The organism is Bacillus cereus group sp. BfR-BA-01381 (genome assembly GCF_022663555.1).
In the GTDB taxonomy this organism is placed as follows: domain Bacteria; phylum Bacillota; class Bacilli; order Bacillales; family Bacillaceae_G; genus Bacillus_A; species Bacillus_A pacificus.
Genome location: NZ_JAKUFR010000057.1, coordinates 17600 through 32855, shown reverse-complemented (window position 1 = coordinate 32855; position 15256 = coordinate 17600). Strand labels below are relative to the sequence as shown.

The following is a 15256-nucleotide window of genomic DNA, read 5'->3' as shown; positions in this document are numbered from 1 at the left end:
TTTCGTTCGGCTTTGGAACTTCTTTAATTGTTAAGTATAGAACAATTAAAACAACTGCGATATAAATGAATGTTGAGCCAGGTACAACGATTTTGAATAAATCCATAATCATAAAGAAGATTGTTGGAATTGTGTAGCTGTAGGCAGTTAACGTCCATACTTGCTTATAAGATAATTTACGTTGACCACTCATAGCAGAACCGATAAACGCGAGTAAAGTAATTCCTAAGAAAGTAATGAACAATTGGAATAGATATACTAACACGCCGATAACAGCTAGTAAAATTGGATAAATACTATCGAATACAGAAATGAAATCTTGCAAATCTTTTTTCTCAAGAGATGTCCCTAATAAATCATTGTAGGAGTATGTTTGCGTCTGGCCATTTCCTATAGAAACTACTTTATCTTTTAAAATAAATAAACCAGTTTTATTTTGATACTTTTCGATATCTGTTGTATTTGGATCAAATACGAAAAGAGCATCTCCCTCTTCTTTTTGAATAGGTTGTTCAATATCAGCTTTTAGTTCACCATTTTCGATTTTAAAATCAGGTAAATCTTTTTCAATTGCTTGATTTACCATAGTAACACTATCTTGGATAAAGCTACCGTAAAAGAATGTTCTTGGAATAGTAGTGATTAGACAAAGTAGCATAATATACAAAATGGTTTTTCCGATTTTTTGAAAACGGAATAGCGCCATATCTTTAGGCGAATATACGCTTTTGACTAATTGGGTAAATATGGACATAGATTCACTTCCTTTATGTATGTATAAAATCATTGTAACGTAGGAATCTAGGGAATCTCAAGATATATTATATTTACATATAGTAGAGATAACTAAATTTCTTTTTATTAATTTTCTTCTTTTAAATGAGAAAAATACAATTGACACTTTTCTTTTCTATATGGTAAATTTATCTTACATTTCTTAAAGGATATATCCGATAGGAATTCCTTTATTTGATGTATTGTTACATACATAATTGTGGACCCTTAGCTCAGCTGGTTAGAGCAGACGGCTCATAACCGTCCGGTCGTAGGTTCGAGTCCTACAGGGTCCATATCCATTTCACGTGTTTATTATGTCAGTAGGAAGCTTCCTTGTAGAAGGGGGCTTTTTTTATGAAATATATGAGCATTTTAATTGAAAAGAAGTGGGAATTTTGCTACTTTAATGATAGCAAGACAATGTGATTTATTTGTTTGCACCCTATGGCAATTAGGGTAGAATGTAGTTGTATGTCACTTAAGTGGCAATACATAAACTGGGAGGAATATAACAATGGCAAAACACGAATTACCAAATTTACCTTATGCGTATGATGCTTTAGAGCCTCACTTTGACAAAGAAACAATGAACATCCATCATACAAAACACCATAACACGTACATCACAAACTTAAACGCTGCTTTAGAAGGTCATGCAGAATTAGCTGACAAAAGCGTAGAAGAATTAGTTGCAAACTTAAACGAAGTACCAGAAGCAATCCGTACAGCAGTACGTAACAATGGTGGCGGACATGCTAACCACACATTCTTCTGGACGATCTTATCTCCAAACGGCGGTGGACAACCAGTAGGCGAACTTGCAACTGCAATTGAAGCGAAATTCGGTAGCTTCGATGCATTCAAAGAAGAATTCGCAAAAGCTGGCGCGACTCGCTTCGGTTCTGGTTGGGCTTGGTTAGTAGTAAATAATGGTGAATTAGAAGTAACAAGCACGCCAAACCAAGATTCTCCTCTAACTGAAGGTAAAACGCCAGTTATCGGTTTAGATGTTTGGGAACATGCTTACTACTTAAATTATCAAAACCGTCGTCCAGACTACATCGGTGCATTCTGGAACGTTGTAGATTGGAACGCTGCTGAAAAACGTTACCAAGAAGCAAAATAATTGTAATAACGATAGAAAAAGCTAGGAGAATGCTCCTAGCTTTTTTCTATGCTTTCCTTTTACATAATTGGGCTTGTCTTTGGAAGACTAGAACATGAAGTAAAGGAGAGTTGTGTATGAAGTGGAAACATGTAATTGGTGACGTTGAAGTGAATCGGGATTTAGTGTTATTACTCCTTATTGGAGGTTTATACACGCTCGCAATTTCTTTATCGAATACGTTTGTTAACATTTATTTATGGAAACAAACACAAAATTATGTGAATCTCGGCTTGTATAATTTGGCCAGCGTTGTATTGCAGCCCCTCACATTTCTTATAGGTGGGAAATTAGCGAAGCGTATTGATCGCTCGATCTTGTTACGAATAGGCGTAGGCACGTTAGCAATTTTTTTTATCGTTGTTTTAGTAGCGGGAAAAAGCGCTTCTCACTATATTTTATTAATGGGGGCTCTTTTAGGAGTCGGATATGGTTTTTACTGGCTCGCGTTTAACTTATTAACATTTGAGATTACAGAACCAGAAACAAGAGATTTCTTTAACGGGTTTCTTGGGCTTCTTACATCCTTCTCTGGCATGATTGGACCGATAGCGGCTGGATACACAATTTCACGTATGGAGAAGTGGAGTGGTTATACGGTCATATTCTTCCTCTCGTTACTGTTATTCGCAATTGCTGTCGTTTTAAGCTTTTTTGTATCTAAGAGAGAATGTGAAGGGCGTTATGAGGTTACACAAGTTTTGAAAGAGCGACGGATTGATAAAAATTGGGGGAGAATTACACGTGCTCATTTTTTCCAAGGATTGAGAGAGGGAACATTCATTTTTGTTATTTCAGTATACGTGTACTTAGCAACCGATAGTGAGCTTGCATTAGGGAAATATAGCTTAGTAAATTCTGCTGTATCATTTGTATGTTACTATTTAGTTGCTCGTATGTTAAAGAAAGAGTGGCGAAAAAAAGCAATTTTACTTGGAGGCATTATTTTATATGCTGTCGTATTTTTAGTTATATTCAATGTTACATACACAAAATTACTTATTTATGCAGCATGCATTGCGATTGCATACCCTATTTTACTCGTTCCATATGGATCGATGACATATGATGTAATTGGTAGAGCGAAAAATGCGAGAGAGTGGCGTGTAGAGTATGTTGTTGTCCGAGAATTATGGTTAAATGCTGGGAGAATTTGTTCAGTTTTAAGTTTTTTATGTGCTGTATTATTCTTTCCGCCTGAAAAGAGTTTACCTTTCTTACTATGTATTTTAGGTGCTGGACATTTTCTTATTTATTTTGCAGTTAAAAATGTCAAATATGATGAAGGAAATGTAGGGAACACAAGTGTTGTAGCACAAGGAACCACGCAGAATCAAACAGAACCAGAAGGTTAACTTATCGTTTGTTTTATGCTAGAATAGAAAAAGATGTAAGACAGCAGTGAGGACACCTGTATGAAGGTGTCCCTTTCAAATTACATAGCTGTTGGTAGAGGGGGTTTGTATGGGCAAGAAGCAGAAACAACAAAAGAAAAAGACTCACGTTCCTTTTCGGTTAAACGTGCTGTTTTTCTGCGTGTTTTTAATGTTCTCCGCGGTTATTGTAAGGCTTGGTTATGTACAAATTGTTCGCGGTGAGGAATATAAGAATGAAGTGGAGAGGAAAGAAAACTCGACGATAAGTAATCCTGTACCACGTGGGAAAATATTTGACCGTTATGGGCGAGCTGTAGTAGATAATGCAGCTGTACGTACGATTACATTTACAAAAATGAAAGGATCAACTGCAGAGGCTCGCTTAGAAACAGCGAAAAGATTAGCAGATTTGATTGAAGTACCGACAGATAAATTAACAGATCGCGATAAAAAAGATTATTGGCTTGCTATTCATAAAGAAGAAGCGCAAGAAAAAATTACGAAAAAAGATCGTCAAGAGTTTAAAGATAAAAAAATTGACGATAAAGAATTAGATGAGCGTCAACGAAATCGCGTGACGGAAGAAGAAGTGAATCAATTATCCGCAAAAGATTTAGAAGTGCTAGCGATTAAAAGCAAAATGGACGGCGGATATGCGATGACGCCACAAGTCATTAAAAAGGATGCTACAGAACAAGAATATGCCATTATTAGTGAAAATCTAGCAACATTACCGGGTGTAGATACGAATGTTGATTGGGATCGAAAGTATATTTATGATGATTTATTCCGAAGTGTACTTGGTGGCGTGTCAACGTCTGATGAAGGTTTACCGAGAGAAAGACTAGATTACTATCTTGTTCGTGATTATAATCGAAATGACCGCGTAGGGAAAAGTTATCTTGAGCAGCAATATGAAGATAGTTTGCACGGTAATAAAGCGGAAGTGAGAAATATTACGGATAAAAACGGTAATATTTTAGAAACGATTAATGTATCAAAAGGGCAAAGTGGTAACAATCTGAATTTAACAATTGATATGGAATTACAAAAGCGTGTAGAAGAAATTATCACGAAAAATTTATTGAGATATAAAGGTGGACAACCTCTTTTAGATCGTGCATTCGTTGTAATGATGAATCCAAAAAATGGTGAAGTTTTATCTATGGCAGGGAAACAGTTAGTAGAAGAAAATGGCGAAACGAAAGTGCAAGATTTCGCATTAGGAACGATGACAAGTTCTTATCCGATGGGATCAACTGTAAAAGGTGCGACAGTACTTACTGGGTATCAGACAGGTGCCATTCAACCAGGTTCAGTTCAACTTGACGAACCAATCAGATTAAAGGGAACGCCACAAAAATCTTCTTGGAAGACGATGGGATACATTAATGATTTAACAGCATTAAAAATGTCTTCTAACGTATATATGTTTAAAACAGCGATGAATATCGCAGGTGTTCAATATGTAAGAGGTGGTACGTTAGATATACCACAAAAAGCATTTGATACGATGCGTTATTATTTCGGACAGTTTGGACTTGGTGTAAAAACAGGTATCGATTTACCAAATGAATCTGCGGGTCAAACAGGTAGAGGAAATCAGCCAGGTTTCTTATTAGATTTATCAATTGGGCAGTATGACACGTACACACCACTTCAATTAGCACAGTATGTTTCAACAATTGCAAATGGTGGTTACCGTATGCAGCCGCAAGTTGTAAAAGAAATTCGTCAACCGGAAGCGAAACAAGGCGAAGTTGGAAAAGTCGTTCACTCAATGGAACCAAAAGTACTAAACCGTATTGATATGCCTGAATCACAAATTAAACGTGTTCAGGAAGGATTTAGACAAGTATTTAATGAGTCTGGTGGTACAGCTGCGAAATACTTTACAGGCGCATCATATAAAGCTGCTGGTAAAACAGGTACAGCTCAAACTGTGTATGGCGGAGATAAAGAGATTGGTAGAAAAGCAAACGGTGAGCGTAAAGAAACATATAACTTAACATTAGTAGGTTATGCGCCACTTGAAGACCCTGAAGTAGCATTTTCTGTTGTTGTACCTTGGGTAGATGATAAATCAGGTATTAACGGTTATATTAGTCGTGACATTATGGACGCGTACTTTGATTTGAAAAAGGTAGAAAATGGCGAAGCTACACAAGAGGAAATAGATAAGAAAAATAAAAAGCAAGATGATGAATAAAAAAGTTGTAAAAAAGCACACTATCTGAAAAGATAGTGTGCTTTTTTTTATGGTTCATGCATACGTTTTAATAAAGTGGACAAGCAGATTATATCGGAATTTTAAGGGACCTCGCAAATAATACGTATGCATTCACTATGGGAGTTATGGACCAATCCTCAGTGAAGATGAACAGTGGCTACGGATTAATAATTTACCTAATGTTGATTCTTGTGGAACTTTACAAAACTTTTACAAACAATTAAAACCGAATTAATAGTTTAGCAGTATTCTTATATCTGTAATCCTGTTATTTCCGGTTACTTCTAGGAGGAAGAACACGTGAAATGGATAAGAGCATCGATTAAAGTTTTCATACTGTCGATATGTTTCTTTTATGTTGGCACGTCTACTGCATTTGCTGTGAATGAAATGGGAGAAGTGAGAGTTGATGGATCCTCAACGGTTTTTCCTATTATAGAAGCAGTAGCGGAGGAATATACAAAGGTGCATCCGAACGTGAAAATTTCCATCAGTGTTTCTGGAACAGGAGGAGGATTTAATCGTTTCAGTAAAGGAGAAGTAGATATAAATAATGCTTCGAGAGTAATGAAACAAGTGGAAGAAAATGAAATGAAGAAAAACTCCATTCAGTTTACACCGTTTGAAGTCGCTTATGACGGTCTTACAATCGTTGTGAATCGTCAAAATAATTGGGTAGACAATATGACGGTAGACGAGTTACGTCTATTATGGAGTGAAGATGCAAGTGAAAAGCGATGGTCACAAATTCATTCATCATGGCCACGTGAACTGGTAAAGTTTTATGCGCCAGGTGTAGACTCTGGTACGTATGATTATTTTCAAAATGTCATCTTACAAAAAAGTCGCATTGTAAAAAAAGTCTCTTTGTCTGAAGATGATCAAGTTATTATGCAAGGGGTAATGAATGATAAAAATGCCATTGCTTTTGTAGGATATGCTTATTATATGGCCAATCGAGATAAGGTGAGAGCAATAAAAGTGAATGGTGTACTTCCGACGAAAGACACGATTCAATCAGGTGAGTATAAGCCGTTATCTAGGTCACTATTTGCTTATGTGAATCATGCATCTATCCGAAATAAAATGAATGTAGCAAACTATATTGAGTTTATGATTCAGCATGTTGGTAATCTTGCTGAAGAGGTTGGATATGTAAAATTACCAAAAGAAAAATACAATGAACAGCTGCGGATGTTAACAGAAATAAAAAGGTAATGTCAGGGTGGAAAGGGGTTTTCATCTTTGGCTTATAATGACAAAAGTCAAACTACATTTTCTGTACAACATTTGATTGAAAGAAATACAAAACATAGAAAAAAAACGCAGCGAATCAATCGAATCGTTCCATTATTACTAAAAATAATTGCTAGCGTGTCTATTGCGACGACACTTGGAATTATTTTTACGCTTTCTAATGAAACAATAATGTTTTTTCAAAAAATACCATTACACTCCTTTTTGACGGGAAAAGAATGGTTACCTTTTTTTGAAGATCCTAAGTTCGGTATATTACCACTTATATGTGGAACGGTCCTTGTAACAGCGATTGCCATGTTCGTAGCAATTCCTATCGGTTTAGCGTGTGCCGTATTTTTAAGCGAATATGCTTCAAACAGTGTAAGAAAAGTATTAAAGCCGATGTTAGAACTATTAGCAGGTATCCCGACAATTGTATATGGCTTTTTTGCATTAACAGTTGTTACACCGCTTTTACACCGGATTATACCTGATTTACAGTTTTTTAATGCGATTAGCCCAGGTATTGTGATTGGCTTTATGATGATACCTACAATTGCATCTCTGTCTGAAGATGCAATGAGAGCTGTAGCAAAAGGAACGAAAGAAGCTTCATTGGCACTTGGAGCAACTCGGTTTGAGATGGTAAAACAAGTCGTGTTTCCTTCAGCTTTCGCAGGGGTTATGGCAGCGATTATATTGGCTGCTTCTAGAGCAATCGGTGAAACGATGATCGTTGTAATTGCAGCAGGATCCACACCGAACGTATCGCTCGATCCGACACACTCTATTCAAACGTTAACAGCTTATATTGTGCAAGTGAGTTTAGGTGATGCTCCGCATGGAACACTTACTTATTACAGCATGTACGCTGTAGGCGCAACGTTATTCTTGTTTACTTTTATAATGAACATCATTTCGCAGTTTATTATGCGCCGCTTTAGGAGGGTGACATAATATGCGCATGTTGAATCATAAAAAAATACAAGAAAATATGGCATCACGTTTTTTAAAAGATCGAATTTACAAATTGTTATTTTATATGGCAATTTTGTTTTCAATAGTAATCCTGCTTATTTTGCTTTTTCAAATTTTTGGAAAAGGTGTCAGTTACCTTTCGTTAGATTTCTTTACAAACTTCGCTTCGCGTAATCCGAAAGAAGCTGGGATTGCTGCAGCTTTGTCAGGAACAATATTATTTATGAGTATTGTTATACCACTCTCCTTTATATTTGGGGTCGGAACTGCTCTTTATTTAGAGCAATATGCGAAGGAATCTATATTTAAAAAGGTAATAGAAATTAATAATCAAACGTTAGCAGGAGTACCTTCCGTCGTATTTGGATTACTCGGCTTAACCATTTTTGTATACGCTCTTCATTTAGGTGAGAGTATTATTGCAGCGGCACTGACGATGAGCTTACTCGTCTTACCGACAGTTGTTGTAGCGAGTCAAGAAGCGATACGATCTGTACCGAGGTCATTATTAGAAGCTTCTTACGGGTTAGGTGCTACGAAGTGGCAAACGATGTATCAAGTTGTATTGCCATATGCGTTCCCAGGAATTATAACAGGTTGTACGTTAGCGATATCAAGAGCGATTGGAGAAGCGGCACCGTTATTAGTTATCGGGGCACTTGCATTTGCAAATTATGTTCCGTTTAGTATGTTTGATAGATTTACAGTTTTACCAATTCAAATTTTTAATTGGATGAGTAGACCACAGGAAGAATTTCAGCATGTAGCAGCTGCTGGGATGATTGTTTTGTTAGGTTTGTTGCTCTTGATCAATATAGTTGTCCTATGGTTACGAAATCGAAAATAAGTTGGAAATGGATGAAAGGGGAATTCAAATGGTAGCAACAGTAGTAAATGTACAGGTGAAAAACGAGGAGAAAATCGAGACTGCGCCAAAGAAAGTAGTATTTGATACGAAAAACTTAAATTTATGGTATGGAGAAGACCATGCTTTAAAAGATATTAATTTAAGTATTCATGAGAATGAAGTTACAGCAATTATCGGGCCAAGTGGTTGTGGTAAATCAACGTACTTAAAAACATTAAATCGTATGGTAGAGTTAGTACCAATCGTGCGAACTACAGGCGTAATTGAATATAGAGAGCGCAATATATTTGATAAATCATACCCAGTTGAAGAATTACGAACACATGTAGGAATGGTGTTCCAAAAACCAAATCCATTTCCAAAATCTATTTATGAAAATGTAGCATACGGCCCGAAAATTCATGGTATTAGCGACAAGAAAACGTTAGATGAAATTGTTGAAAAAAGTTTACGTGGAGCAGCGATTTGGGATGAGTTAAAAGATCGTTTGCATGATAATGCATACGGTTTATCTGGTGGACAGCAACAGCGCCTATGTATCGCACGTTGTTTAGCGATTGAACCAGACGTTATTTTAATGGATGAGCCAACATCAGCACTAGATCCAATTTCAACATTAAAAGTAGAAGAATTAATTCAAGAGTTAAAGAAAGATTTTAGTATCGTTATCGTAACGCATAACATGCAACAAGCTGCGCGTATTTCAGATAAAACTGCTTTCTTCTTAAGTGGAGAAGTTGTGGAGTATACAGATACAAATAAATTATTTACGACACCTTCAGATAAGCGTACAGAAGATTATATTACAGGCCGATTTGGTTGATGTCGCTAGCAAGGCTAAGAGCAAATACCCTCTTAACAGAGGGTATTTCTTATTTTTACCTCATTTAAATTAGAGAAGTAATACTTCTCCTATCTTAAGGCTTATTATAAGTAGGCTAGGTAGGAGAGTTATATATAGTGGCACATAATATTGAGGGGGAAGAAACAATGGTACGAGAACAATTTCAATGTGATTTAAAAACGTTACAGCAAAAGGTGATTGAGCTTGGTGAACTAGCGAGAGAAGCTTTATTGCTTGCTATGGAAGGCCTTCATAAAAAGGATGTAGAGAAAGCGTTAGAGGTAATAGATGGTGATTATCGTATGGATAATTTAGAAGAGGAAATAAATGATCTTGCGCTTATGCTCATTACGAAGCAGCAACCTGTAGCAAGTGATTTAAGAAGGATTTTCATTTCAATTAAAACAGCGACAGATTTAGAACGTATTGCAGATCATGCTGTTAATATTGCGAAATCAACCATTCGTCTCGGGGAAAAAGACGTGTCTGTTAGTTTGCACAATCTGGATGAGATGTTTGCGATTGCAAATAAGATGTTACAGTTAGCGCTAGATGCATATGAGCAAGAAAATTTAACTTTTGCGAAGCAAATTGCCGAAATGGATGATTCTGTTGATGAAATATATGGGAAAGCGATTCGTGAATTTATATCTTCAGTTCCAGAACAACCAGAAGCAATTACACAAATTACACAATTATCCTTTGTAGCGAGATATATTGAACGTGTAGCAGACCATATTACAAATATTGCTGAAAATGTTTTTTATTTAGTTAAAGGAAAGCATTACTTATTAAATGAATAAAGAAAAAAGCAGGTGAAACATCACCTGCTTTTTTTAGTCAAAACATGACAAAAAAAGCTCGTTGTTTCCTTTAGTTTATGATGATAAGATGTATCATAATATAATGGAAAAAATAGGGCGTATATGTTATTCGCTTATTAAGTAATATTTTACAAAGTTATTAGTAAGCGCTTTCTTCGGTTGTTGAAAGGTGAATGTATATAAGGGGAACTTTACTGCCTGTCGGCCCGATTGGTCAAGGCTAATAATCAGTAGGGGATGAAGAAAACCCCCACTGATTAAAGTTTCACTTTATTTTATACTGCTAGTTAATGCTGGGTAGATAATATACATATCGTATATGAAGTTACTGAACATTATATAAGTGGAGGCTGAAGTATATGAAGGGGGTTATTTTAGCTGGAGGAAAAGGACGACGCCTTAGACCATTAACATGTAATACTCCAAAGCCGATGTTGCCATTATTAGAAAAGCCGGTTTTAGAATACAATATTGAGTTATTGCGTCAGCATGGTATACGTGAGATTGCAATTACTGTTCAGTATATGAGTACGGCTATTAAGCAATATTTTGGTGACGGTAGCAAATGGGGCGTTAACTTGTACTACTTTGAAGACTCTCCACCGCTTGGAACTGCAGGGAGTATTAAACAAGCGGAAAAATTTTTGGATGAAACGTTTGTTGTCATAAGTGGGGATGCGTTAACTGATTTTCAATTATCAGAAGGAATTACGTTTCATGAACAAAAGAAAAGAATGGTAACTATGTTTGTAAAGGAAGTAGAAAATCCACTCTCATTCGGTTTAGTTGTAATGAACAAAGAACAAGAGGTTACACGATATATTGAAAAACCGAGTTGGAATGAAGTGGTCTCTAATATTGTGAATACAGGTATATATATTATGGAGCCAGAAATTTTTTCATACATACCACCCCGAGAATTTTTTGATTTCAGTCAAGATGTGTTTCCCTTATTAGCAGATAAGAATGTATTATTGGCATATTTGTCAGAAGGTTACTGGTTAGATATCGGTACATTTGATCAATATCGACAAGCCCAATTTGATTTGTTAACGAAAAAATTGCAAGTACCTATTCCTTATACCGAAGTATTGCCGATGGTATGGATGGGAGAAGGGGTAACGATTGGAAAAGGAACGAAAATTCACGGCCCTTCTTTTATTGGAGAGGGAGCAAGAATTGGTGCTGGATCTGTAATTGAGCCGTACTCTATTATCGGGAAAAATAGTGTTGTTTCAAGTTATTCTCATCTTCAAAAAAGTATTGTTTTTGCGAATGCGCACATTGGGAAATATTGTGAGTTACTAGAAACGACAATAGGAGAACATACAATGGTGGAAGACGACGTTACATTGTTTCAAAAAAGCATTGTAGCGGACCATTGTCATATAGGGAAAAGTACGGTAATTAAGCAAAAGGGAAAACTATGGCCATATAAGGCGATTGATAGTCATTCGGTAGTAGGATCGGCTGGTGTTCAAGAAAGTGAGAAGAGTGCAGGATGGTTGCAAAAAAGCCGCATTGTAGGAAGAGGTAATGTGGAGATTACGCCTCAATTTATTGTAAAGGTTGCGATGGCGTACGGATCTCTTTTCACAAAAGGGGAAAGTATATTAATCGGGAGTCAAGAACATATAGAAACGACTTCTTATAAAAATCTTTTTCTTCATGCAATTCATGGTATTGGGATTCATACGATGGAATGCAAAGAAATGAATGAATCACTTTTTCAGTACAGCATTCAAGATTTGCAATGTGCGGGCGGGGTTTTCATTCAAGCGGAAAAAGAAAAAGAGATTGTTATAAAGTTGTATGGTAAGGATGGGGCACAGTTAACGTATAAGCAGCAAAAAGCGATAGAACAAGTGTATATGTCTGAGTCGTTTTATTACGTATGTGAGAAGGAAATGGGGCGGAATAAACTAGTACACGTTTCTTTACATAATTATATAGAGGCTGTATTAGAGTGTATTGATATTGAGAAAATACAAAAACAGAAGTTCCATCTTCTTATTAATAAGAGAAATGATATGTTACAACATTTGCTTATGCTCTTTTTGCAAAGGCTCGGATGCACAGTTACGTGGATTTATGCAGGCGAACAAAAGGATCATGTGAAAGCTTTGATGAAATCAAGTAAAGCAAATATGGCGCTTATGTTTTCAGAGCAAGGAAATTATTTCGAGTTATATGATAATCATAGTAATATTTACCAAGGAACAAATTTTGAAGAGGTAGATATACCAGATTTATTACTGGAATCGGCAGGAAATATTTACCCAATGTCTTTGAAATTAGGAGAATGTTACCTTTTGTTTTATACGCAGGATGAAAAAAAATCGTTTCAAGCGAGATGGAAGCGAGATATTTTATATCGAATTGGAAAATTATTTGAGTTAATAGCATTGCAGGGAAAAACCTTTCTCAGCATAGTAGAGCAATCGCCGCCGCTTTATTTACTTTGTGATGAAGTTGTATGTTCGTGGAATGAAAAAGGGAAAGTGATGAGGAAATTATTGGCTGATATCGAAAGGAAGGAAGAAGGCATATTTGAAGGAGTACAGTTCAAATATACCGAAAAAGAGTGGTCTTATATCGTTTCTGACACAAAACAACCGAAATTTTTAGTGTATTCACATGCTAGAAACCCAGTAATAGCAAGGGAAAACATGAAAAATCTTATAGAAAAAATTAGACAATATCAAAAGGTGTAGAATTTTTATTTTAAAAGTGGTATTATAGTATAGTCTGATTTAAGTTATTAGTACTGGAGGGAAATAAGAATGCGTGTGAATATTACTCTAGCATGTACAGAATGCGGAGATCGTAACTATATCTCAAAGAAAAACAAACGTAACAACGCTGAGCGTATCGAGCTTAAAAAGTATTGCAAGCGTGACAAGAAGTCTACGTTACACCGTGAAACAAAGTAAGCAGTAGGAATATTTTCCTACTGTTTCTTTTTTTATTCGATTCCTCTCTTAAAAGTGATACACTATCATCGTAGAGCAAAGTATCACTGTGAGGGGGGAAATGTGTGAGAGAAGAGAAACTACGTTTACGTAAACAAATAATAGAGCACATGAATTCTTTATCAAAAGAACGATATACAACTTTATCAGAGCAAATAGCATTTTCTTTGTATGAGCAAAAAGAGTGGGCTGAAGCTAAAACAATTGGAATCACTCTCTCAATGGAAAATGAAGTGAATACATATCCTATTATCGAAAAAGCTTGGGAAGAAGGAAAGAAAGTTGTTGTTCCGAAGTGTAATAAAGAAGCAAGAACAATGTCCTTTAGGAAAATTAGCAATTTTGATCAGTTAGAAACAGTGTATATGAATTTACGTGAGCCAATTCCAGCGCTTACGGAAGAAGTGAATGCAGATGAAATTGACCTTCAAATCGTGCCAGGCGTAGCTTATACAGAGCGAGGAGAAAGGATTGGATATGGTGGTGGCTATTATGATCGTTATCTCATGCATTATAAAGGGAAAACGCTATCATTAGCTTATAGTTTTCAAATGGTAGACCATATTCCAATAGAGCCGTTTGATAAAAATGTAGAAAAAATTATTACAGAAAAAGGAACAATGGTTAAAAATGGGCTTGTATAGACAAATAAAAATTGACGAGACTTTTTCTTCTTGATTATAATAAAATATGTGAACGTTTTCTTATTATAATTTTTTATAGTAAGTGAGCATAGAGGGTGATGAAATGGTATCTATATATGATATTCAGCAATTGCTAAAGAAATTTGGTACGATTATTTATACGGGAGATCGAATTGCAGATTTACAATTAATGCAAGATGAATTGCGTGAATTAAATCAATCACAGCTAATCGATCCACAAGACTATCAAACAGCTTTATTTTTATTGAAGCAAGAAATTCAAAAAGAGCTAAATAAGAATTAGATAAAGGTAGGTAAGCAACATGGAAGAGAAATGGTTAGTTGGTGTTGACCTTGGTGGTACAACGATTAAATTAGCATTTATTAATGTATACGGTGAAATTTTACATAAGTGGGAAATCCCTACGAATACAAATGAGCAAGGAAAACATATTACACTTGATGTAGCGAAAGCTATTGATAAAAAGTTAGAAGAGTTAGGCGAATTAAAAAGTAAGTTAATCGGTATTGGTATGGGAGCTCCTGGCCCTGTACACGTGGCGTCTGGAATGATTTATGAAGCGGTTAACTTAGGATGGAAGAACTATCCGTTAAAAGATTTATTAGAAGTAGAAACAGGATTACCTGTTGTTATTGATAATGATGCGAACTTAGCAGCGCTTGGTGAAATGTGGAAAGGTGCTGGTGAAGGAGCAAAAGATTTAATTTGTATGACGCTTGGCACTGGTGTTGGTGGCGGTGTAATTGCCAATGGAGAGATTGTACACGGCGTAAGCGGTGCTGCTGGTGAAATCGGACACATTACAGTCGTTACAGAGAATGCTTTCCCATGTAATTGCGGGAAGTCTGGTTGCCTAGAAACTGTAGCATCTGCAACAGGTATTGTGCGTGTTGCTATGCAAAAAATACAAGAGACTGATAAAGAAAGTATTCTACGTTCTATGTTAGCAGAAGAAGGACGTATCACATCAAAAGACGTATTTGAAGCACATGGACAAGGTGATGAACTAGCAGGCGAAGTAGTAGAAAAGGTAGCTTCTTATTTAGGATTAGCTGTAGCGAATCTTTCTAGCACGTTGAACCCAGAGAAAATCGTTATTGGCGGAGGCGTTTCTAAAGCTGGAGATGCACTATTAGAACCAATTCAACGCTATTTTGAGCAATATGCTTTCTCACGTGCTGTAAAGAGCACGAAGTTAGCTATTGCAACACTTGGTAATGATGCAGGTGTTATCGGAGGAGCTTGGCTTGTAAAAAAGCACAAATACGAAGCGAAGATGATATAAGTTGTGAGGTATGAAAAGAGGAAGGGGGAACC

Annotated in this window: 14 protein-coding genes and 1 tRNA gene; 14 read left to right on the top strand and 1 reads right to left on the bottom strand. The window is 36.2% G+C overall.

The genetic code is table 11. The features are described from left to right. A partial coding sequence (locus MR079_RS18820; RefSeq protein ID WP_242294424.1) for a DUF1189 domain-containing protein occupies positions 1-754 on the bottom strand: 754 nt, incomplete at its 3' end. Between the two features lie 242 nt (positions 755-996). Between MR079_RS18820 and MR079_RS18815 the strand changes: the two genes are divergently transcribed. The 14 genes from MR079_RS18815 to glcK all read left to right on the top strand — a co-directional run bounded on the left by MR079_RS18815 (position 997) and on the right by glcK (position 15224). Continuing rightward, positions 997-1070: transfer RNA gene (locus tag MR079_RS18815), tRNA-Ile, on the top strand. Positions 1071-1291: 221 nt separating this feature from the next. Then, positions 1292-1903 (top strand): superoxide dismutase [Mn], encoded by a 612-nt coding sequence (sodA, locus tag MR079_RS18810; protein ID WP_001052031.1) that lies wholly within the window; start codon positions 1292-1294, stop codon positions 1901-1903. Between the two features lie 116 nt (positions 1904-2019). Then, positions 2020-3297 carry an MFS transporter gene (locus MR079_RS18805; protein WP_139866643.1) on the top strand — a complete coding sequence of 426 codons (1278 nt, stop codon included), beginning with the start codon at positions 2020-2022 and terminating at the stop codon, positions 3295-3297. A gap of 109 nt (positions 3298-3406) precedes the next feature. After that, positions 3407-5527, top strand: a complete 2121-nt coding sequence (locus tag MR079_RS18800) for a peptidoglycan D,D-transpeptidase FtsI family protein (RefSeq protein WP_074601535.1) — start codon at positions 3407-3409, stop codon at positions 5525-5527. 321 nt (positions 5528-5848) lie between these two features. Then, entirely contained in the window at positions 5849-6766 is a 918-nt protein-coding gene (gene phoX / locus MR079_RS18795) for a phosphate ABC transporter substrate-binding protein PhoX (RefSeq protein ID WP_139866645.1), read from the top strand. Between the two features lie 27 nt (positions 6767-6793). Continuing rightward, positions 6794-7744 carry a phosphate ABC transporter permease subunit PstC gene (gene pstC / locus MR079_RS18790; RefSeq protein ID WP_242294423.1) on the top strand — a complete coding sequence of 317 codons (951 nt, stop codon included), beginning with the start codon at positions 6794-6796 and terminating at the stop codon, positions 7742-7744. A 1-nt stretch (position 7745) separates the two neighbouring features. Beyond that, positions 7746-8612 carry a phosphate ABC transporter permease PstA gene (gene pstA, locus MR079_RS18785; RefSeq protein WP_139866650.1) on the top strand — a complete coding sequence of 289 codons (867 nt, stop codon included), beginning with the start codon at positions 7746-7748 and terminating at the stop codon, positions 8610-8612. A gap of 28 nt (positions 8613-8640) precedes the next feature. After that, a complete protein-coding gene (gene pstB / locus MR079_RS18780; RefSeq protein ID WP_000226683.1) occupies positions 8641-9456 on the top strand; it encodes a phosphate ABC transporter ATP-binding protein in 816 nt (271 codons plus the stop codon). Positions 9457-9623: 167 nt separating this feature from the next. Next, on the top strand, positions 9624-10280 hold the full coding sequence (gene phoU, locus MR079_RS18775; RefSeq protein WP_000251231.1) for a phosphate signaling complex protein PhoU: 657 nt from the start codon (positions 9624-9626) through the stop codon (positions 10278-10280). 380 nt (positions 10281-10660) lie between these two features. Then, entirely contained in the window at positions 10661-13015 is a 2355-nt protein-coding gene (locus tag MR079_RS18770; RefSeq protein WP_242294422.1) for a sugar phosphate nucleotidyltransferase, read from the top strand. A gap of 69 nt (positions 13016-13084) precedes the next feature. Beyond that, positions 13085-13234 carry a 50S ribosomal protein L33 gene (rpmG, locus tag MR079_RS18765; RefSeq protein ID WP_001265616.1) on the top strand — a complete coding sequence of 50 codons (150 nt, stop codon included), beginning with the start codon at positions 13085-13087 and terminating at the stop codon, positions 13232-13234. A gap of 104 nt (positions 13235-13338) precedes the next feature. Continuing rightward, a complete protein-coding gene (locus MR079_RS18760; protein WP_001206422.1) occupies positions 13339-13917 on the top strand; it encodes a 5-formyltetrahydrofolate cyclo-ligase in 579 nt (192 codons plus the stop codon). A gap of 103 nt (positions 13918-14020) precedes the next feature. Next, a complete protein-coding gene (locus MR079_RS18755) occupies positions 14021-14221 on the top strand; it encodes a YqgQ family protein (protein WP_000253699.1) in 201 nt (66 codons plus the stop codon). Positions 14222-14240: 19 nt separating this feature from the next. After that, positions 14241-15224: a glucokinase gene (gene glcK / locus MR079_RS18750; RefSeq protein ID WP_000391706.1), complete on the top strand. Its 984-nt coding sequence runs from the start codon at positions 14241-14243 to the stop codon at positions 15222-15224. Positions 15225-15256: the final 32 nt, after the last annotated feature.

What these genes read in the sequence shown, in the direction of transcription:
- phoU (WP_000251231.1), top strand. Translation starts at nt 9,624, where the DNA reads ATGGTACGAGAACAATTTCAATGTGATTTAAAAACGTTACAGCAAAAG.
- MR079_RS18755 (WP_000253699.1), top strand. Translation starts at nt 14,021, where the DNA reads ATGGTATCTATATATGATATTCAGCAATTGCTAAAGAAATTTGGTACG.
- pstB (WP_000226683.1), top strand. Translation starts at nt 8,641, where the DNA reads ATGGTAGCAACAGTAGTAAATGTACAGGTGAAAAACGAGGAGAAAATC.
- MR079_RS18805 (WP_139866643.1), top strand. Translation starts at nt 2,020, where the DNA reads ATGAAGTGGAAACATGTAATTGGTGACGTTGAAGTGAATCGGGATTTA.
- MR079_RS18770 (WP_242294422.1), top strand. Translation starts at nt 10,661, where the DNA reads ATGAAGGGGGTTATTTTAGCTGGAGGAAAAGGACGACGCCTTAGACCA.
- sodA (WP_001052031.1), top strand. Translation starts at nt 1,292, where the DNA reads ATGGCAAAACACGAATTACCAAATTTACCTTATGCGTATGATGCTTTA.
- MR079_RS18800 (WP_074601535.1), top strand. Translation starts at nt 3,407, where the DNA reads ATGGGCAAGAAGCAGAAACAACAAAAGAAAAAGACTCACGTTCCTTTT.
- glcK (WP_000391706.1), top strand. Translation starts at nt 14,241, where the DNA reads ATGGAAGAGAAATGGTTAGTTGGTGTTGACCTTGGTGGTACAACGATT.
- rpmG (WP_001265616.1), top strand. Translation starts at nt 13,085, where the DNA reads ATGCGTGTGAATATTACTCTAGCATGTACAGAATGCGGAGATCGTAAC.
- pstA (WP_139866650.1), top strand. Translation starts at nt 7,746, where the DNA reads ATGCGCATGTTGAATCATAAAAAAATACAAGAAAATATGGCATCACGT.